The organism is Micromonospora sp. NPDC050200 (genome assembly GCF_040656135.1).
Taxonomy (GTDB): domain Bacteria; phylum Actinomycetota; class Actinomycetes; order Mycobacteriales; family Micromonosporaceae; genus Micromonospora.
In genome coordinates this window covers 40,153-58,141 of record NZ_JBFALG010000029.1, presented here as the reverse complement: position 1 = coordinate 58,141, position 17,989 = coordinate 40,153, and the positions used below count along the sequence as shown (strand labels likewise).

Annotated in this window: 19 protein-coding genes; 5 read left to right on the top strand and 14 right to left on the bottom strand. The window is 72.9% G+C overall.

Annotated elements, in window-relative coordinates:
- Positions 1 to 34 precede the first annotated feature (34 nt).
- From AB0I41_RS20065 to hrcA, 3 genes are all read right to left on the bottom strand, one after another.
- Entirely contained in the window at positions 35 to 769 is a 735-nt protein-coding gene (locus AB0I41_RS20065; RefSeq protein WP_357109472.1) for a 16S rRNA (uracil(1498)-N(3))-methyltransferase, read from the bottom strand.
- 1 nt (position 770) lies between these two features.
- A complete protein-coding gene (gene dnaJ / locus AB0I41_RS20060; RefSeq protein WP_357109578.1) occupies positions 771 to 1,910 on the bottom strand; it encodes a molecular chaperone DnaJ in 1,140 nt (379 codons plus the stop codon).
- 76 nt (positions 1,911 to 1,986) lie between these two features.
- Complete coding sequence (gene hrcA, locus AB0I41_RS20055; protein WP_357109469.1) at positions 1,987 to 3,009, bottom strand: heat-inducible transcriptional repressor HrcA; 1,023 nt, start codon at positions 3,007 to 3,009, stop codon at positions 1,987 to 1,989.
- 235 nt (positions 3,010 to 3,244) lie between these two features.
- On the opposite strand from hrcA, the gene AB0I41_RS20050 reads away from it, so the two are divergent.
- Positions 3,245 to 3,835 (top strand): DUF4870 domain-containing protein, encoded by a 591-nt coding sequence (locus tag AB0I41_RS20050; RefSeq protein ID WP_357109466.1) that lies wholly within the window; start codon positions 3,245 to 3,247, stop codon positions 3,833 to 3,835.
- A 37-nt stretch (positions 3,836 to 3,872) separates the two neighbouring features.
- On the opposite strand, the gene hemW is transcribed toward AB0I41_RS20050, so the two are convergent.
- Positions 3,873 to 5,096 carry a radical SAM family heme chaperone HemW gene (gene hemW / locus AB0I41_RS20045; RefSeq protein ID WP_357109463.1) on the bottom strand — a complete coding sequence of 408 codons (1,224 nt, stop codon included), beginning with the start codon at positions 5,094 to 5,096 and terminating at the stop codon, positions 3,873 to 3,875.
- 19 nt (positions 5,097 to 5,115) lie between these two features.
- Here hemW and AB0I41_RS20040 point away from each other — a divergent pair, with 19 nt between their 5' ends.
- Positions 5,116 to 5,925 carry an enoyl-CoA hydratase-related protein gene (locus AB0I41_RS20040; RefSeq protein ID WP_357109460.1) on the top strand — a complete coding sequence of 270 codons (810 nt, stop codon included), beginning with the start codon at positions 5,116 to 5,118 and terminating at the stop codon, positions 5,923 to 5,925.
- Positions 5,926 to 6,033: 108 nt separating this feature from the next.
- On the top strand, positions 6,034 to 6,897 hold the full coding sequence (locus AB0I41_RS20035) for a hypothetical protein (protein WP_357109575.1): 864 nt from the start codon (positions 6,034 to 6,036) through the stop codon (positions 6,895 to 6,897).
- Between the two features lie 40 nt (positions 6,898 to 6,937).
- Here AB0I41_RS20035 and AB0I41_RS20030 read toward each other — a convergent pair whose 3' ends face one another.
- The 8 genes from AB0I41_RS20030 to AB0I41_RS19995 form a co-directional block, all read right to left on the bottom strand.
- Positions 6,938 to 7,582, bottom strand: a complete 645-nt coding sequence (locus tag AB0I41_RS20030) for an MOSC domain-containing protein (RefSeq protein WP_357109457.1) — start codon at positions 7,580 to 7,582, stop codon at positions 6,938 to 6,940.
- Between the two features lie 121 nt (positions 7,583 to 7,703).
- Positions 7,704 to 8,537, bottom strand: a complete 834-nt coding sequence (locus AB0I41_RS20025; RefSeq protein ID WP_357109572.1) for a carbohydrate ABC transporter permease — start codon at positions 8,535 to 8,537, stop codon at positions 7,704 to 7,706.
- Between the two features lie 11 nt (positions 8,538 to 8,548).
- Positions 8,549 to 9,535, bottom strand: coding sequence for a sugar ABC transporter permease (locus AB0I41_RS20020; protein WP_357109454.1), 987 nt, complete (start codon positions 9,533 to 9,535; stop codon positions 8,549 to 8,551).
- A complete protein-coding gene (locus AB0I41_RS20015) occupies positions 9,532 to 10,821 on the bottom strand; it encodes a sugar ABC transporter substrate-binding protein (RefSeq protein ID WP_357109451.1) in 1,290 nt (429 codons plus the stop codon). The genes AB0I41_RS20020 and AB0I41_RS20015 overlap by 4 nt, the downstream gene beginning before the upstream one ends.
- A gap of 197 nt (positions 10,822 to 11,018) precedes the next feature.
- Positions 11,019 to 11,306: a GlsB/YeaQ/YmgE family stress response membrane protein gene (locus AB0I41_RS20010; RefSeq protein ID WP_357109448.1), complete on the bottom strand. Its 288-nt coding sequence runs from the start codon at positions 11,304 to 11,306 to the stop codon at positions 11,019 to 11,021.
- Positions 11,307 to 11,608: 302 nt separating this feature from the next.
- A complete protein-coding gene (lepA, locus tag AB0I41_RS20005; RefSeq protein ID WP_357109445.1) occupies positions 11,609 to 13,486 on the bottom strand; it encodes a translation elongation factor 4 in 1,878 nt (625 codons plus the stop codon).
- A 151-nt stretch (positions 13,487 to 13,637) separates the two neighbouring features.
- The gene (locus AB0I41_RS20000; protein ID WP_357109442.1) at positions 13,638 to 14,174 is read right to left on the bottom strand and encodes a DUF4240 domain-containing protein; all 537 of its coding nucleotides are present in this window, start codon (positions 14,172 to 14,174) and stop codon (positions 13,638 to 13,640) included.
- A complete protein-coding gene (locus tag AB0I41_RS19995) occupies positions 14,171 to 14,776 on the bottom strand; it encodes a DUF4240 domain-containing protein (RefSeq protein ID WP_357109569.1) in 606 nt (201 codons plus the stop codon). The genes AB0I41_RS20000 and AB0I41_RS19995 overlap by 4 nt, the downstream gene beginning before the upstream one ends.
- Positions 14,777 to 14,877: 101 nt before the next feature.
- On the opposite strand from AB0I41_RS19995, the gene AB0I41_RS19990 reads away from it, so the two are divergent.
- Positions 14,878 to 15,930 carry an aminoglycoside phosphotransferase family protein gene (locus AB0I41_RS19990; RefSeq protein WP_357109439.1) on the top strand — a complete coding sequence of 351 codons (1,053 nt, stop codon included), beginning with the start codon at positions 14,878 to 14,880 and terminating at the stop codon, positions 15,928 to 15,930.
- Positions 15,931 to 16,043: 113 nt separating this feature from the next.
- Complete coding sequence (gene rpsT, locus AB0I41_RS19985; RefSeq protein ID WP_357109436.1) at positions 16,044 to 16,310, top strand: 30S ribosomal protein S20; 267 nt, start codon at positions 16,044 to 16,046, stop codon at positions 16,308 to 16,310.
- Between the two features lie 185 nt (positions 16,311 to 16,495).
- Here the strand turns inward: rpsT and AB0I41_RS19980 are convergent, their stop codons facing one another.
- Positions 16,496 to 16,978 carry a hypothetical protein gene (locus AB0I41_RS19980; RefSeq protein WP_357109434.1) on the bottom strand — a complete coding sequence of 161 codons (483 nt, stop codon included), beginning with the start codon at positions 16,976 to 16,978 and terminating at the stop codon, positions 16,496 to 16,498.
- A complete protein-coding gene (gene holA / locus AB0I41_RS19975) occupies positions 16,975 to 17,955 on the bottom strand; it encodes a DNA polymerase III subunit delta (protein WP_357109431.1) in 981 nt (326 codons plus the stop codon). Before holA ends, AB0I41_RS19980 begins: the two co-directional genes overlap by 4 nt.
- Positions 17,956 to 17,989: the final 34 nt, after the last annotated feature.

Genomic DNA, 17,989 nt, shown 5'->3' with positions numbered 1-17,989 from the left:
GTCGGGCGGCGCGGCGTGAGGGCAGCCGGGCGGCCTACCAGCGGCCGAGGCGGGTGGCGAGCACGCTCAGGGCGGCCACGCCGGCCGTGGACGTGCGCAGCACGGACGGGCCGAGCCGGACCGGGCGGGCGCCCGCGTCGGCGAAGGCGGTCAGCTCGACCGGGGCGATGCCGCCCTCCGGGCCGACCACCAGCACGATCTCGCCGGTCCCGGGCAGCTCCGCGGTGGTCAGCCGCTCCTCGGCCTCCTCGTGCAGCACGAACGCGGCACCGGCCCCGGTGATCCGCCGGACCACGGTGGCGGTGGACTCGTCCGGGGCGCCGGCCACCACCGGCAGCCAGGGCCGACGGGCCTGCTTGGCCGCCTCCCGGGCGGTCGCCACCCACTTGTCCCGGGCCCGTACGCCCCGGTCGCCGCGCCACTGGGTCACCGAGCGGGACGCCGCCCAGGGCACGATCTCGTCCACCCCGACCTCGGTCATCGCCTGCACCGCCAGCTCGCCCCGGTCCCCCTTGGCGATGCCCTGCACCACCACGACCCGGGGGACGGGCGCGTCGGCGTACCCCCGGGAGGTGACGTCGACCTCGAGGGTGCCCCGGCCGACGGCGGTGACCACCGCGGCGGCCGTGCCGCCCCGCCCGTCGGCGAGCAGCAGCTCCTCGCCGACGCGCAGCCGCTGCACGGTGGCCGCGTGGTGGCCCTCCGGGCCGTCCAGGGTCAGGGTGTCACCGGTGGGCAGCGCCTCGACCAGGAACAGCGGCGCGGACACGTCAGGCGTGCCCGTTGAAGGCGTCGCGCATCCGGGAGAAGAAGCCGCCCTGCTTGGACAGCTCGGCGACCTCCTCGCCCCGGGTCTTGGCGAAGTCGCGCAGCATCCGCTCCTGGTCGGCGTCGAGCTTGGTCGGGGTCCGCACGTCGAGGTGGACGTAGAGGTCACCCCGGCCGGTGCCGCGCAGGTGCGGCACGCCCCGGGCGCGCAGCCGCAGCGTGCTGCCCGGCTGGGTGCCGGCCTTGACGTCGACCGTCTCCTCGCTGTCCAGCGTCTTGATGGTCAGCCGGGTGCCGAGCGCGGCGGCGGTCATCGGCACGGTGACCCGGCAGTGCAGGTCGTCGCCCTTGCGGGAGTACACGTCGTGCGGCCGCTCGTGGATCTCCACGTAGAGGTCCCCGGCGGTGCCGCCACCCGGGCCCACCTCGCCCTGCTGGGCCAGCCGGATCCGCATGCCGTCCTCGACCCCGGCCGGGATCTTGACGGTCAGCGAGCGGCGGGTCCGCACCCGGCCGTCGCCGGCGCAGGTCGGGCAGGGATGCGGGACGGTGGTGCCGTACCCCTGGCAGACGGTGCAGGGGCGGGCGGAGACCACCTGGCCGAGGAAGGTGCGCTGCACCGACTGCACCTCGCCCCGGCCGCCGCACGCCTCGCAGGTGGCCAGGTGGGTGCCGGCCGCGGTGCCGGCGCCGGCGCAGGTGGTGCAGAGCACGGCGGTGTCGACGGTGATCGGCGCCTCGACGCCGAACGCGGTCTCGTGCAGGTCCAGCTCCAGCCGCAGGATCGCGTCGGCGCCCGGCCGGGTGCGTGGCCGCGGCCCCCGCGCGCCGCCCGCGGCGCCGCCGAAGAACGCGTCCATGATGTCCTGGAAGCCGACGAACGGGCCCGCGCCGCCGGGACCACCGGGACCACCGCCACCACCCGGGGCGAGCGGGTCGCCGCCCAGGTCGACGATCTGCCGTTTCCGGTCGTCCGAGAGGACCTCGTACGCGGCGTTGATGTCCTTGAACTTCTCCTGTGCCTCCGGGTCCGGATTGACATCCGGGTGGAACTGCCGCGCCAGCTTGCGATAGGCGCGCTTGATCTCGTCGTCGGAGGCCTCCCGGCTCACGCCGAGAATGCCGTAGTAGTCCCTGGCCACTGCGTCTGGTGTCCTCATGTTCGTCTCGCGTTTGCGCGGTCGTCAGCCGGAGCCGGCCGCCGGCCCCTGCCCTGGGTCAGTTCTGGGCCAGCAGCTCGCCCACGTAGCGTGCCACGGCCCTCACGGTGGCGATGGTGCCGGGGTAGTCCATCCGGGTGGGTCCGAGCACCCCCAGACCACCGACGATGGTGGCGCCGGGGCCGTACCCGGTGCTGACCACCGAGGCGGCCCGCAGGTTGTCGACCTCGTTCTCGTCGCCGATCAGCACCCGGGTGGTGCTGGGCTCGGCCTCACCGATGAGTTTGAGCAGCACGACCTCCTCCTCGAGCGCCTCGAGGATGGGGCGCAGCGAGCCCTGGAAGTCGAGCAGGCCGCCGCGGGTCAGGTTGGCCGTGCCGGCCAGCGCGATGCGCTCCTCGTGCCGTTCGACCAGCGTCTCCAGCAGCACGGTGGAGAGCGTGGTCATCGCCCCGCGCAGGTGCGGGGCGGACTCGTCGACCAGCGCCTGGACCAGCGGCGGCGTCTCCGACAGCCGGCTGCCGACCAACTTCTCGTTGACCAGCCGGCGCAGGTCGATGACGTGGTCGGCGGGAATCGGCGCGGGCAGCTCCACCAACCGCTGCTCGACCCGGCCGGTGTCGGCGATCATGACCAGCATCAGCCGGGTGGTGGAGATCGGCACCAGCTCCAGGTGGCGCACCGACGAGCGGGCCAGGCTGGGGTACTGCACCACGGCGACCTGCCGGGTCAGCTGGGCCAGCAGCCGGACGGTGCGGTGCACCACGTCGTCCAGGTCGACCGCGCCGACCAGGAAGCGCTCGATCGCCCGGCGCTCGGCCGGGCTCAGCGGCTTGACCCGGGAGAGCCGGTCGACGAAGAGGCGGTAGCCACGGTCGGTGGGCACCCGGCCGGCACTGGTGTGCGGCTGCCGGATGTAGCCCTCCTCCTCCAGCACGGCCATGTCGTTGCGCACCGTCGCCGGGGAGACGCCGAGCTGGTGCCGCTCGACCAGGGCCTTGCTGCCGACCGGCTCCTGCGTGGCGACGTAGTCCTCGACGATCGCGCGCAGCACGGCGAGCTTGCGGTCGTCGAGACCCATCTCCCCACCTCCTGACGCACGTCGGCCCGGAGCAGCTGGCGCGTCCCCGGGCGAGCGCACTGGCACTCGACTGTAGCGAGTGCCAGTCTACGTCGGCGCCCCCGCCGACGTAATGATCGGCGACGGACCACGGGTGCGCCCCGCCGCCCGGACAGCACGGTAGAGCCGATCATCCGGACATCCGGGGCGGTGTCGCTCTGGTGGGGACTTGCCCACAACCCCTACCGTGACGTCCATGACTGAACCACCTCGCCCTCCCGGAGCGGGGGACCCCGGTGACCGGCCGGACCCGACCGCTCCCTCCGGCTCGTCGTACGAGCCGCCCACCGCACCACTGTCCGGGGCCCCGGGGGCGGGCGGCTATCCCCCGCCCGGTGGCTATCCGCCACCCACCGGTGACCAGCCGCCGTCCGGCGGCTACCCCCCGCCGAGCGTCGGTTATCCGACCGGTGGCGCCTACGGCGCTCCCTCCGGCGGGTACGGCAACAACGAGGACAAGACCTGGATCCTGGTGGCGCACTTCGGTGGCGCGGCGGGCATGTTCCTCGGCGGCGGCGTGCTGGGCTGGCTGGCCCCGCTGATCGCGCTGATCGCCCGGGGCGGCCAGTCGCCGATCGTCCGCGCGCACGCGGTCGCCGCGCTGAACTTCCAGATCCTCTGGTCGGTCATCGCGCTGGTCGGCTGGGTCCTGAGCTGCATCGTCATCGGCATCTTCATCGGCCTCGCCGCGATGATCATCGGCATCATCTTCGGCGTCATCGCCGGGATCAAGGCCAACGAGGGGCAGCCCTACCGCTACCCGATGTCCGCCAGCTTCATCAAGTGAGCCTCGGCCGGCCGCTCCCCCGGCCGGCCGGGCACCCTCAGGGCAGCAGGTCGCGGACCACGGCGTCGGCGAGCAATCGCCCGCGCAGGGTGAGCACGGCACGGCCGGCCGCGTACTCCGGGCCGGCCAGCAGGCCGTCGGCCAACGCCCGCTCGGCGCCCGCCCGGCCCGCCGGGTCGAGGGCGTCCAGCGGCAGGCCGGAGGCGAGCCGCAGCCGGAGCATGACGTCCTCCATGTGCGCCTCGTCCGCGGTCAGCACCTCCCGGGCCAGGCCGGGCGACTCCCCGGCGGCCAGGCGCTTCGCGTACGCCGTGGGGTGCTTGACGTTCCACCAGCGCACCCCGCCGACGTGGCTGTGCGCCCCCGGGCCGAGGCCCCACCAGTCCGCGCCGGTCCAGTAGAGCAGGTTGTGCCGGCACCGGGCCGCCTCGGAGCGGGCCCAGTTGGAGACCTCGTACCAGGAGAAACCGGCCGCGCCGAGGGCGGCCTCCGCGGCCAGGTACCGGTCTGCGGCGACGTCGTCCGAGGGGTACGGCAGCTCGCCGCGCCGCATCCGGGCGGCGAGCCGGGTGCCGTCCTCCACGATCAGGGCGTACGCGCTGACGTGGTCCACCCCGGCGGCGACCGCCTGGTCGAGAGAGGCGGCGAAGTCCTCCGCGCTCTCCCCCGGCGTGCCGTAGATCAGGTCGAGGTTGACGTGGTCGAACCCGGCGTCCCGCGCCTCCCGGGCGGCGGCGGTGGCCCGGCCGGCGCTGTGCGTGCGGTCGAGCACCGCCAGCACCCCCGGCGCCGCGGACTGCATGCCCAGCGAGATCCGGGTGTAGCCGGCCGCCCGCAGCGTCTTCAGCGACTGCGGGGTGACCGACTCGGGGTTGGCCTCGGTGGTCACCTCGACGTCGGCGGCCAGCCCCCAGGTGCGGTCGATGCCGTCGAGGATGCGGGCCAGGTCGTCGGCGGGGAGCAGGGTCGGCGTGCCGCCGCCGACGAAGACGGTGTCGACCCGCGGCGGCGAGGTGTCGCCGAGTACCCGGGCGGCCAGCGCCAGCTCGGCCAGCACGGTGTCGGCGTACGACTCCCGGCCCACACCGCCACCGAGTTCGGCGGCGGTGTAGGTGTTGAAGTCGCAGTAGCCGCAGCGGCTGGCGCAGAACGGCACGTGGACGTACACGCCGAAGCCGCGCGCGCCGACCGCGCTCAGGGCGGTGGCGGGCAGCGACCCGTCGACGGGGACGGTCTCGCCTTCTGGAAGGACGCCGGGCATGGCCACTAGTGTGCCCGGCATGACCTCTCCCGACCGCCTCGTGCGGGTCGCCACGGCCCGCGGGGTGACCACCCTCACCCTGGACAGCCCGCACAACCGCAACGCGCTCTCCACCCCGCTGATGACCGAGCTGCTGGCCGGGATCGCCGCGGCGGTCGCCGACGACGCCGTACGGGTGATCGTGCTGGACCACACCGGGCCGGTCTTCTGCTCCGGCGCGGACCTGAAGGAGACGGCCGCCGCGTACGCCGGCGGGACCGTCCCGGCCGGGATGCTCGGCGACGTGCTGGCGGCGGTCTGGGAGTGCCCCAAGCCGGTGCTGGCGAAGGTGGCCGGGCTGGCTCGGGCCGGCGGGCTGGGCCTGATCGCAGCGGCCGACCTGGCGGTCTGCGCCGAGGAGGTGACGTTCGCCTTCACCGAGGTGCGGATCGGGGTGATCCCGGCGGTCATCTCCGCCACCGTGCTGCCCCGGTTGCACCCGCGCGCGGCGGCCGAGCTGTACCTGACCGGGGACACCTTCGACGGCCGGCGGGCCGCCGAGATCGGCCTGGTGACCGCCGCCGTCCCGGCGGACGGGCTGGACGCGGCGGTGGAGCGTTGGTGCGCCTCGCTGGTGCGGGGGGCGCCGGGGGCGCTGACCGGGGCGAAGGGGCTGTTGCGCCGCCCGGCCGCCAACGACCTGCGCGGCGAGATCGCCGAGCTGTCCGCCCTCTCCACCGGCTACTTCCTCTCCGAGGAGGGCCGCGAGGGCGTGCTGGCCTTCCGCGAGAAGCGACCTGCTCGATGGGTGGCCGCTCTGGACGGTGGTCCGGCAGAGCAGGCACGGTAGCGCCCATCTCGGGCGGTTTTCTTCCTTTGCTCCCGGGAACGTGAACCGGTCGGCCGACCCGGCTCGCCTTTTCGGAGACGTACGCTGGGGAGGACCGTGAAACAGGAGGTGCGGGTGCGAACCAGGGCAATCGTGGCAGTCGGTGTCGTGTTCGCGGTCGTCGCCCTTCTCGGGGTCTGGGTCGTCGTCCGCCAGCTCGGTGGCCAGCTCCGGCTCCCCGTCGCCAGCCGCACCTGCACCGTCCAGGCCGACGGCACCGTGGTGCTGGACGCCGACCAGATGGCGAACGCGGCGACCATCGCGGCGATCGGCATCCAGCGGCAGATGCCCGAGCGGGCGGTGGTGGTCGCCCTGGCCACCGCGTACCAGGAGTCCGGGCTGCGCAACCTCGCCGGTGGCGACCGGGACTCGGTCGGCCTGTTCCAGCAGCGCCCCAGCCAGGGCTGGGGCACCCCGGAGCAGATCCGCGACCAGCGGTACGCGGCGAACCGGTTCTACGCCGCGCTGAAGAAGGTGCGCGGCTGGGAGAAGATGCGGGTCACCGACGCGGCCCAGGCGGTCCAGCGGTCGGCCTTCCCGACGGCGTACCAGAAGTGGGCGGACGAATCCGAGGTGCTGACCCGGGCGCTGCTCGGCGAGGCCACCGGCGCGGTGGCGTGCACGGTGGGCCGGACGCCGGCCATGCGGGGCGAGGCGGCCGCCGCCGCGCTGACCCGCGGCCTGGCCCTGGACTGGGGGCTGTCCGGCACCGGCACGGTCGCCGCGCTGACCGGGCTCACGGTGCCCGCCGCCGACCGTCGCGACGGCTGGCGGTACGCCCACTGGCTGGTCTCGCACGCGCCCGACCACGGCGTGAAGCGGGTCCGCTTCGCCGGCCTGGAGTGGACCGCCGAGGACGGCACCTGGGCCAAGGTGTCCGACGGCCGTCCCGCCGACGCCCAGGTGTTGGCGGAGGTCTTCGCCGAGGGGTGACCCCGGCCGCCCGCCGCTCGGACGGCTGCCGGGCCTCCCATTAGGGGCGGCTGCCCGCCACCCGGCGGCGCACCTTCTCCAGGATCGGCTCCGGCAGCTCGGCGACGTCGAGCAGCCGGGGCAGCAGCCCCGGTTCGAGGTTCATCGCCCGGAACACCTCGCCGATGGTGACCCCGTGCGCGGGCCGATCCACCACCTCGACCGGGTCGCCCGCGCCGATCTCGCCCGCGCGCAGCACCCGCAGGTACGCCCCGGGCGCCGCCCGCACCGTGAACCGCCTGATCAGGTCGGGTACGCCCCAGAAGCCGGCGAAGGTGGTGCAGGGGGTGCGCGGCTTGGTCACCTGAAGCACCGCCGAGCCGATCGCCCACTGTTCGCCGATGACCGCCCCGGTCACGTCCACCGCCCAGGTGGTCAGGTTCTCGCCGAACCCGCCGGGCGGGATCGTGCGCCCCAGCTCGGCCGACCACCACTCGGCGTCCTCCGCCGCGTACGCGTAGACCGCCTGGTCGGGGCCGCCGTGGTGGGCCCGCTCGCCGATGAAGTCTCCGGTCACCCCGTCGGCGCGCAGCAGCACCGGGCCGTCGACCGGCCGCTTGTCGATGCCGCTGCGGCCGCTCGGGTCGCCCGCCCACTCCGCCTCGGTCACCCCGCCGAGGTTCACCGCCGCCAGCCTGCCCGTCATGGCCGAGAGCCTAACCGTGGCCGAGGGATCCCGGCACCCGCCGGACCACCCCTCGACGGCCGGCCACCACGCCGCCGGCTCAGGCCTCGACGGCGGCGGCTCAGGCCTCGACGGCGGCGGCTCAGCCCTTGACGGCGCCGGCGACCAGGCCGGAGACCATCCGGCGCTGCACCAGCAGGAAGAAGACGACCACCGGCAGGGTGAACAGCGTCGAGGCGGCCATGACCGACCCCCACGCGGTGTCGTCCCGCCCGAAGAAGAAGGTCATCGCCACCGGCAGGGTGTACCGGTCCTGGTCGTTGACGAAGGTCAACGCGAAGATCAGCTCGTTCCAGGCGGTGATGAAGGAGAAGATGCTGGTCGCGACCAGGCCCGGCGCCACCAGCGGGAAGAGGATCCGGCGGAAGGTCTGGGCCCGGCTGGCCCCGTCGATCGCGGCGGCCTCCTCCAGCTCCTTGGGCACCGCCGCCACGAAGCCGCGCAGCATCCAGACCGCGAACGGCAGCGAGAAGCCGAGGTAGGTCAGGATCAGGCTGGGCAGGGTGTTGTAGAGGCCGAGCCGCTGGATCATCAGGAACAACGGGATGACGAGCGCCTCCAGCGGGATCATCTGCACCACCAGCAGCATGATCAGGAAGCTGGTCCGCAGCCGGAACCGGAACCGGGCCACCGCGGTGGCCGCGAGCAGCGCGACCAGGCCGCTGAGCAGCACCGTGCTCACCGCCACCAGGGCGCTGTTGAGGAAGAAGTCGGCGAACGTCACGCCCGGGATCAGGTTGCCGGTGAGGATCTCCCGGTAGTGCTCCAGGGTCGGTTCGGCCGGCACCGGCCGGGGCGCCGCCGAGAAGATCTCCCGGTTGGGCTTCAGCGACGTGGCGACCATCCAGTAGACGGGGAAGGCGGCGAAGAGCGCCACCAGCAGGCCGGCGCCGTTGAGCGCGACCCGCTTCACCATCGCGCCGCGCCTCACGCGTCCTCCTCCTGCTTGAGCACCATCCGGACGTAGAGACCGGTCACCACCAGCAGGATCAGCGTGAGGATGACCGCGATCGCGGAGCCCACACCGTACTTGGGCGGCGGCGAGAAGGCCTCGGCGTACGAGTAGATGGAGAGCATGAACGTCGGCCGGTCCTGGGTGCCGCCGGCCAGTACGAACTGCTGGGTGAAGACCTTGAAGTCCCAGATGGTGCTGAGCACGATCAGGATCCCGAAGACCGGCCGGAGCAGCGGGAAGGTGATCTTCCAGAAGACCTTCCACGGCCCGGCCCCGTCGACCCGGGCCGCCTCGTGCAGCTCGCTCGGCACGCTCTTGAGCCCGGCGAGCACGCTCACCGCGATGAACGGGAACGAGTGCCAGACCACCACCAGGGTGAGGATGGCGAAGAAGAGCAGGGGCGAGTTGAACCAGCCGTACCCGGTCCAGTCGCTGCGGCCGAAGAGCGCGGTCGACAGCCCGTCGGGCAGCTTGTTGAACAGCCAGGTCACCAGGCCGGAGGTGTCGTCGAAGATCCACTTCCAGACGATGGTGCCGGTCAGCGCCGGGGTGGCCCAGGCGAGCATCACGCAGCTCGCCACGAAGGTGGCCATCCGCCGGCCGAGCCGGTTGAGCAGCAGCCCGACCAGGGTGCCGAGGATCATCGTCAGCACCACGTTGGCCGCGGCGAAGAGCAGCGTGTTGCGCAGCACCGTACGGAAGAACGGGTCGCCGATGATCTGGGTGTAGTTGCCCAGCCCCACCCACGGCCACTCGCGGTCGCCGCGCAACTGCCGGACACTGTCCAGTTTGTAGAACGACATCGCCACCACCTGGCCGAGCGGCCAGAGCAGCAGCACGCCGATGACCGCCAGGCAGGGCAGCAGGAGCAGGTACGGCAGGCGGTCCACGCGGGGCCGCCGCCGCGCGGGTGTCTCCCGCGCGGCGGCCGTCCCGGTGCCCTTGGTCAGGGTGCTCACTTGGCGTTCAAAATGCCTTCCATCTCGGCGGCCGCCTCGGTGGTGGCCTGCTCCACCGTCTTCTGGCCCTTCATCACCGAGCTGTTCATCGCCTGAGTCACCGTCTTGGTGCGGCTGACCTCCACCCACTTCGGGGTCAGCGGGGTGACCTTGGTGTTCTGCATGGTGGTGGCGAACGCGGCCATGATCTTGTCGTTGGCGTATTCACCGCTGCCGACCAGGTCGGAGTAGACCGGGAAGAAGCCGAGGCTGCTGGCGAAGGTCTTGGCGTTCTTCTTGTTGAGCAGGACGGTCAGGTAGTCCCACGCCAGGTCCTGCTTCTTGCTGTCCTTCCACAGGGCGATGTCCGAACCGCCGGCGAAGGCCGGGGCCGGCTTGCCGTCCGGGCCGGGGATCGGGAAGGTGCCCCACACCTTCTCGATGTCGGGGTTGTCCTTCTTGATGGCGCCGCCCTGCCAGCTGCCGCCGAAGGCCATCGCGGCCTTGCCGGTGGCGAACTGGGTACGGGCGTCGATCTCGTTCCAGCCGGCGGCGGCCGGCGGGGCGACCTTGTGCACGGTGACCAGGTCGGTCCAGAACTTGACCGCCTTCTGCGCCTCCGGGCTGGTGTAGCCGGACTTCCAGGTGCCGCCCTGGTTGGTGGCGATCTCGCCGCCGGCGCCCCAGAGGAAGGAGTAGAAGGGCAGCTCGGAGTTGCCCGGCAGCGCGATGCCGTAGGTGTTCGGCTTCTTGGCCTGCACGGCCTTGGCGGCGGCGACCAGCTCCTCCCAGTTCGTCGGCGTCTGCACGCCGGCCTCGGCGAACCAGTCGGTGCGGTAGTAGATGCCGCGGACGCCGGCGTACCAGGGGACGCCGTACTGCTTGCCGTCGAGCTGGGCGTTGCGCACCAGGTCGGGCAGGAGGTCCTTGCTCTCGGCCCAGCCGGACATCTTCCCGGTGACGTCGGCGAGCGCCTCCTGGGCAGCCCAGCCCTGGGTCTCGGTGTTGCCCAGCTCGGTGACGTCCGGGCCCTCACCACCGGCGAGCGCCGCCTGGAACTTCTTCGGCGCCTCCAGCCACGGGATGTACTGGACCACCACGTCGGTGCCCGGGTGCTTCTGCCGGAACTCCTTCTCGACGCCGTCGAGGAAGGACGTCTGGGCGTCGCTGCCCTCGCCCATCATCCAGACCGTCAGCTTGCTCTTGTCGGCGGCGTCGTCGTCGCCGGAGCCCCCGCAACCGGCGAGCACCATCGCGGCCGAGGCCACGACGGCGGTGACCGGAGCCAGCCGCTTCCACCTGTTCACGCCACTTCTCCCTCGCGCCGTCTGGCATTAACCTTCTCTGCCGCACCCTAGTAGGAAAAATTCCTTTACGACAGGGGTGAGGGTCGGGCGAGGCGACGGTACCGCAGCCGACAGTTCACGGGGCAGACCCTTTTCCGGGTACGCGGACGGGCGCCCGACCGGGGGGTCGGGCGCCCGTCGAAACGCGGTGTCGCTGCTTACCGGTGGGTGACGCCGCGGCGGCGACCCACACCGGACACCAGGGCCACGCCGATGGCGGCGAGCACGACCTGGACCAGCAGCTCCATCCAGTCGATGCCGGCGGTCTCCGTCGCGATGCCGATCGCGCGAGCCAGCACGGTGCCCAGCAGGGCCGCGCCGATACCGATCAGCATGTGCAGCCAGATCGGCATGTCCTGGCGGCCCGGCACGACCAGCCGGCCCAAAGCGCCGACGATGAGACCAACAACGATCGCGGTGATGATGCCCCAAACGGTGAGCTCCACGGTCGCCCTCCTTCTGAAGATTGAGTCACACGGTGTGTGTGGTTCGTGTCGTGACCGCTAAGTTCCCGACCGTCCGAAAATCCAAACCGACCCAGCGGAACAGCTGTCGCCGCCCGTCGATGCGCGACCCCCGCGTCGATTGCCACTCGGGACGAGCAACCCGCAGCTCAGGGCGCGCGCGACGACCTCCGGGCAGGGCCGCTCGACCACCGGAAATTCCCGGGTACGACGTGGGAGCGCACGCGAAACGGCCGGCACCCACCTGTCGGGGGTGCCGGCCGTGGCCGTCGCGGCGGCGGGCGCTACTTCTTGCCGGGCGCCTTGGCGTCCCCGGAGTCGGAGGAGAGCGCGGCGATGAAGGCCTCCTGGGGGACCTCCACCCGGCCGACCATCTTCATCCGCTTCTTGCCTTCCTTCTGCTTCTCCAGCAGCTTGCGCTTACGGCTGATGTCACCGCCGTAGCACTTGGCGAGCACGTCCTTGCGGATCGCCCGGATGGTCTCCCGGGCGATCACCCGGCTGCCGATGGCGGCCTGGATCGGCACCTCGAACTGCTGGCGCGGGATCAGGTTGCGCAGCTTCGCCGCGATGGTGACCCCGTAGTTGTACGCCTTGTCCTTGTGCACGATCGCGCTGAACGCGTCCACCGGCTCGCCGTGCAGCAGGATGTCGACCTTGACCAGGTCGGAGGCCTGCTCCCCGGAGGGCTCGTAGTCCAGCGAGGCGTAGCCCTTGGTGCGGCTCTTCAACTGGTCGAAGAAGTCGAAGATGATCTCTGCGAGGGGCAGCGTGTAGCGCAGCTCCACCCGGTCGGCGGAGAGGTAGTCCATGCCGAGCAGGCTGCCCCGGCGGCCCTGGCAGAGCTCCATCACCGCACCGACGTAGTCGTTCGGGGTGAGCACGGTGGCGCGCACGACCGGCTCGTACACCTCGGCGATCTTGCCGGTGGGGTACTCGCTCGGGTTGGTCACCACGAGCTCCTGGCCGTCCTCGGTGATGGCCCGGTAGACGACGTTCGGCGCGGTGGAGATCAGGTCGAGGTTGTACTCGCGCTCCAGCCGCTCCCGGATGATCTCCAGGTGCAGCAGGCCGAGGAAGCCGCAGCGGAAGCCGAAGCCGAGCGCGCCGGAGGTCTCCGGCTCGTAGTCGAGCGCGGCGTCGTTGAGCTTGAGCTTGTCCAGCGCCTCGCGCAGGTTGGGGTAGTCGGAGCCATCGATCGGGTAGAGGCCGGAGTAGACCATCGGCTTCGGGTCCTTGTAGCCGCCCAGGGCCTTGGTCGCCGGCCGCGAGTTGATGGTGACCGTGTCACCGACCCGGGACTGGCGGACGTCCTTCACGCCGGTGATCAGGTAACCCACCTCGCCGACCCCGAGCGCGTCGGCCTTCACCATCTCCGGCGAGATGACGCCGATCTCCAGCAGCTCGTGCACCGCCGCGGTGGACATCATCTTGATCCGGTCGCGGGCGCTGATCCGCCCGTCGATCACCCGGACGTAGGTGACCACGCCCCGGTAGACGTCGTACACCGAGTCGAAGATCATCGCGCGGGCGGGCGCGTCGGCGTCGCCCACCGGCGGCTGGAACTGCCGGACGATCTCGTCGAGCAGGTACGGCACGCCCTCGCCGGTCTTGCCGGAGACCTTGATGCAGTCCGCCGGGTCGCCGCCGATCAGGTGGGCCAGCTCCTCGGCGTACTTCTCCGGCTGGGCGGCCGGCAGGTCGATCTTGTTGAGCACCGGGATGACGTGCAGGTCGTTCTCGAGCGCCAGGTAGAGGTTGGCCAGCGTCTGGGCCTCGATGCCCTGCGCGGCGTCGACCAGCAGGACCGCGCCCTCACAGGCGGCCAGCGAGCGGGACACCTCGTAGGTGAAGTCGACGTGGCCCGGGGTGTCGATCATGTTGAGCACGGCCTGCTCGCCGGCCCGCTCGCCCTCCCGGATGGTCCACGGCATCCGGACGGCCTGGCTCTTGATGGTGATGCCGCGCTCGCGCTCGATGTCCATCCGGTCGAGGTACTGCGCGCGCATCTGCCGCGGGTCGACCACGCCGGTGAGCTGCAACATCCGGTCGGCCAGGGTCGACTTCCCGTGGTCGATGTGGGCGATGATGCAGAAGTTCCTGATGCGCGCCGGGTCGGTGGCACCAGGAGCGTTCGCGCCGGGATCGAGCGTCGGTGGCACAGCGGTCCGTTCTGGTCGGCTGACGTGAGCGGGCCGGCGCGCCGCCGGCCCCCTCTATGCTCCCACGTCGCTCCGGACGCGCTCCGATCACTCCTGGGTGCCGCGGCTCACCGTCCGGTGCTCCGCCACCGCCTTCCCCGGCCGTGCCGGGTCACTCCTCGGGCGGTTCGACGAAGAGCGCCGCGAGCCGGGGCAGCCGGCGCCGGGCCTCGTCCTCGTCGTCGAAGTCCCAGAAGTCGTTGAGGTCGGGCACGGCGACCGGGTCCCGCTCCGCCGGCAGCTCGGTCGCGGTCGCCTTCCGGTACGCCTCCCACGGCACCGCCAGCATGTCCTCGCACTCGAACTCCTCGCCGCTGAGCGCGGCGGCCCGCACCCGGGGCAGCTCCGCCAGGGAGTCGGGGTCACCGACCGCCCGGGCGAACACCGCCCGGCCCTGGGTCATCAGCCAGCCACGGAAGTACTCGAAGCCGTCGTCGGAGGCGCCCCCGTTGATCAGGTAGGCCGCGCCCCAGAGGTCGACCCGGTAGGAGGCGGACAGCACCCGCTGCTGGTGGCGCGCGTACCCGACGATGTCCTCCGGGTCCCGCTCGGCCAGCAGGGCGACCGCGCGGGCGGCGACCGCGTCGGGCTCTCCCCCGCCGCCGGCCCGCGCCTCGTCGATCAGCTGCCAGAAGTCGTCGGTCCTCATGGCCCGGCAGTCTCCCAGACCCACTCCCGGCCGCCGTCCGGCAGCGGGAACATCGCGGCGAGTCGCGGATACCGGCGAGCCAGTTCGGCCCGGTCCCCGAGGTCCCACTTCTCGTCCGCCGGGTCGGGCGAGCAGCTCAACTCCCGCCCCCGCGCCTCGACAGCGTCGTCCAGGCCCTCCTGCTCGCCGGTGACCCGCTCGTACGCCTCGTCCGCGACGTAGTCCAGGCACTCCCAGTCCGGCCACTCCTCCTCGGCCCACTCGCGCGGGTGCCGCCCGGCCAGGCGGCCCACCTGGGGAACGTCGGCGAGCGCGTCCGGGTCGTCGGCGACCCGCTCGAAGGCATCCCGGCCGAGCCCGACCAGCCAGGCCTGGAAGTAGTGGAAGCCGTCGTCGGAGCAGAGGCCGCCGCAGACGAGCAGCGCGGCGCCCCAGTGCCGCCAGGTGTCGACCCGCCTGCGCAGCTCGTCGAGGAGGACGGCGAAGTCCACCACGTCGGCGGCGGGCCGGTCGGCCAGACGGTCGGTGAGCCAGACCAGTCGCTCGTCGGGAGTGCCGGTGACGGCGGCGGACCGCTCGATCAGCACCCAGAACTCGTCCATCTGCACGCTGCGGATGCTGCCAGCGCGGTACGACACTCTTCCGGTGAGCGGCCGGCCGGGAGGGACCGGCCCGACGGGCCGACCGCCCGCGCCCGCGTCGGATGGGCGCGCGCGCCCCGGCAGGGCAGCATGGTGGCGTGCCCGCGATCTCGCCGCCCCCGGTGCCGTACCACGCCACCGCCGTCCGACCGGACTGGTCGGCGCTGCCGGCCGGGCTGCGCGACGCGGTGGCCGCCCGGCTCGGCGCGCCGGTGGCGTCGGCGCGTACCGCGGGGGCCGGCTTCACCGGCGGGTTCGCCGCCCTGCTGACGGCCGCCGACGGCGGCCGGGTCTTCGTCAAGGCCGCCGACCTGACCCACCAGCGTCACCTCGCCGACTGGTACGCCCGGGAGGCGGCGGTCCTCGCCCGGCTCCCGGCCTGCCTGCCGGTCCCCCGCCCGCACTGGGCGCTGACCGCGTCCGGCTGGTACGCGCTCGGCCTGGACGCCCTCGACGGCCGCACCCCCCGGCTGCCCTGGGACCCGGCCGAGCTGGACGCCGTCCTCGCCGGATACGCCGAGCTGGTCGCCGCGCTGGCCGAACCGCCCGCCGACCTGGTCGCCCTCGGGCTGCCACACCTGGCCGAGCTGGCCCGCGACGACATCCTCTGGTGGGGCGAGGTGGCCGCCGGCCGCGAACCGGCGCCACCGATGCCGGCCGAGGCGCGCGACCGGCTGCCGGAGCTGGTCGCGCTGGAGTCCCGACTGCCCGGGTACGCCGCCGCCGGCCGCGGTCTGGTCCACGGCGACCTGCGGGTGGACAACGTGCTGCTCGACGCCGGCGGCCGGGCCTGGTTCTGCGACTGGAACTGGCTCTGCCACGGCCCCGCGTGGTTCGACCTGGCCGGCCTGCTGATCACCGGGTACGCCAGCGGCCGGCCCGTGGACGCGATCTTCGCCGGCCACCCGGCCACGGCCGACGCCCCGCCGGACGCCCTCGACGTGACGCTGGCCGCACTGGCCGGCTACTACCTCACCTCCGCCGCCGCCGGCCCGCCCCCGGCCCCGCCGGCCCCGGTACCCGTGCCGGCGGTCTCCCCGCACCTGCGCGCGCACCAGCGGTTCAGCGGGGAGCAGGCGCTCGGCTGGCTGGCCGCTCGGCGGGGCTGGAGCTGAGTCGTTTTGGCTCGTCCCGGCCGACCTGGTAACCTGGCTCTTCGCGCAGCGATGACGCCTGCTTGTCGCGCGCGGAAGCAGACCAAACCGAGCTATCAAGACGAGGCTGTCGCGTGGCGAACATCAAGTCCCAGATCAAGCGCAACCGGCAGAACGAAAAGCGCCGGCTGCGCAACAAGTCGGTCAAGTCGTCGCTGAAGACCGCCATCCGGAAGTTCCACGAGGCTGCGGAGGCCGGTGACGCCGAGAAGGCCACCGTTCTCATGCGTGACGCGGCCCGCAAGCTGGACAAGGCCGCCAGCAAGGGCGTCATCCACGCCAACCAGGCGGCGAACCGGAAGTCGGCGATCGCGAAGCGCGTCGGCTCGCTCTCGGTCTGACCGAGCGACCTCAGACCTGACCTGAAGCCCCGGGCGACGCCCGGGGCTTCAGGCTGTCCGCGTTCCTGAGCCCGGCCAGGCCGTCCCGACCCCGCGGGTCGCCCATCACCTTGGGCACCATCAGCCTCGGTCGCTGCCAAGACCGCGCAGGCGGGAGGCGGGAGGCGGGAACGATATCGGGCAGGTCAGGGTCGGCCCGCGGAGTTGGCGTCCGGGCCTTCGGGCCAGCGCCCCGCTCCCGAGCGCCACTCCGGCGCGCCCTGCGGCCGCTCCCACGGCGGCATCGGCGCCGGTTCGGCGGCGACGACCACGCCCGGCAGGGTCCGGGGCACCCGCGCCCGCCCGACCACCGGCTCCATCTGCCGCCGGAACCGGTCCCGCTCCTGCTCCGGCACGAGCGCCGCCGAGCAGACGACCCGCTCGGCCACCATGTCGTTGAGCTTGACCATCAGCGCCACGGCGACGGGCAGCAGCACCACCGCCCACCAGCTCACCAGCTCGGCCAGGGCGAGCAGCACGGCGAGCGCCACCGCGCCTTCGAAGAAGAGGAAGCAGAGCACCCCACCCGGGTTGACGACGCGCAGTCCGAGCGCCCGGGCGTAGAGCGGTCGGTACCGCTCCTCCTCGGTGGGCACGGTGCTCCACGCCGTCCGGGTGAGGCCGGTCACCGGGCGCCGCCACGCCGGGCGGCCGCGACGGAGAAGACCGCCTTCTCCAGCGCGTACGCCCGGTCGTCCGCGCCGCCCTTGACCGCCGCGTTGCACTCGGCGGCCGCCCGCATCGCCTCGACCAGGCCCTCCGGGGTCCAGCCCCGGGCCCGCTGCTGCGCGTTCTTGATCTTCCAGGCGGGCATGCCGAGGGTGCTGGCCAACTGGTACGGGTCGCCCCGGCCGGCGGCGGCGACCCGGGCCACGGTGCGCACCCCGTCGGCGAGGGCGTCGGCGATCGGCACCGGGTCGACCCCGACATGCAGGGCCCAGCGCAGCGCCTCCAGCGCCGCCGGGATGTCCCCGATCATGGTCGCGTCGGCGACCGTGAAGCCGCTCACCTCGACCCGGCCGCGGTAGTACCGGGCGACGGTATCCGCGCCGATCCGCCCGTCGGTGTCGGCGACCAGCTGGGAGCAGGCGGCGGCCAGCTCCCGCAGGTCCCCGCCGACGGCGGCGATCAACGCCTCGGCCGCGTCCTCGGTGCACTTCCCACCGCCCCGGCGGATCTCGTCCCGGACGAACGCCACCCGGTCGCGGTGCCCCTTGAGCTTCATCGCGGGCACCACGGTGGCGCCGGCCGCCTTCAGCCCGTCGGCGAACGCCTTGCCCTTGGCCCCGCCCAGGTGCAGCACCACCAGCTGGACGTCCGGGTCGGGGTTCTTCGCGTACGCGAGCAGCGCGGTCACCAGGTCCTTCCGGGCGTCCTGGCCGGCCCGCAGGACCAGCACCCGGCGCCCGCCGAACAGCGACGGGCTGAGCATCTCGGCGATCTCGCCGACCGTGAGGGACCCGGCCTGGTACTCCCGGACGTCCACGTCGGGGTCCACGCTCCGGGCCGTCGCCACGGCTTCCGTCACCGCGCGCGTGGCGAGCAGCTCCTCGTCGCCGAGGACGAGCAGAATGGGAGCGAGGCTGGCGGCGGTCACGTGGCCCATCTTGGCACGGCCCGCAGCGGGATCGTGCCTGCTC

Coding starts and splice junctions, on each gene's coding strand:
- AB0I41_RS20040 (WP_357109460.1), top strand. CDS start 5,116: ATGACCTCTCCCGACCGCCTCGTGCGGGTCGCCACGGCCCGCGGGGTG.
- hrcA (WP_357109469.1), bottom strand. CDS start 3,009: ATGGGTCTCGACGACCGCAAGCTCGCCGTGCTGCGCGCGATCGTCGAG.
- AB0I41_RS20000 (WP_357109442.1), bottom strand. CDS start 14,174: ATGAGGACCGACGACTTCTGGCAGCTGATCGACGAGGCGCGGGCCGGC.
- AB0I41_RS20030 (WP_357109457.1), bottom strand. CDS start 7,582: ATGACGGGCAGGCTGGCGGCGGTGAACCTCGGCGGGGTGACCGAGGCG.
- AB0I41_RS19995 (WP_357109569.1), bottom strand. CDS start 14,776: ATGGACGAGTTCTGGGTGCTGATCGAGCGGTCCGCCGCCGTCACCGGC.
- AB0I41_RS19990 (WP_357109439.1), top strand. CDS start 14,878: ATGGGCGCGCGCGCCCCGGCAGGGCAGCATGGTGGCGTGCCCGCGATC.
- hemW (WP_357109463.1), bottom strand. CDS start 5,096: ATGCCCGGCGTCCTTCCAGAAGGCGAGACCGTCCCCGTCGACGGGTCG.
- AB0I41_RS20050 (WP_357109466.1), top strand. CDS start 3,245: ATGACTGAACCACCTCGCCCTCCCGGAGCGGGGGACCCCGGTGACCGG.
- AB0I41_RS20025 (WP_357109572.1), bottom strand. CDS start 8,537: ATGGTGAAGCGGGTCGCGCTCAACGGCGCCGGCCTGCTGGTGGCGCTC.
- holA (WP_357109431.1), bottom strand. CDS start 17,955: ATGGGCCACGTGACCGCCGCCAGCCTCGCTCCCATTCTGCTCGTCCTC.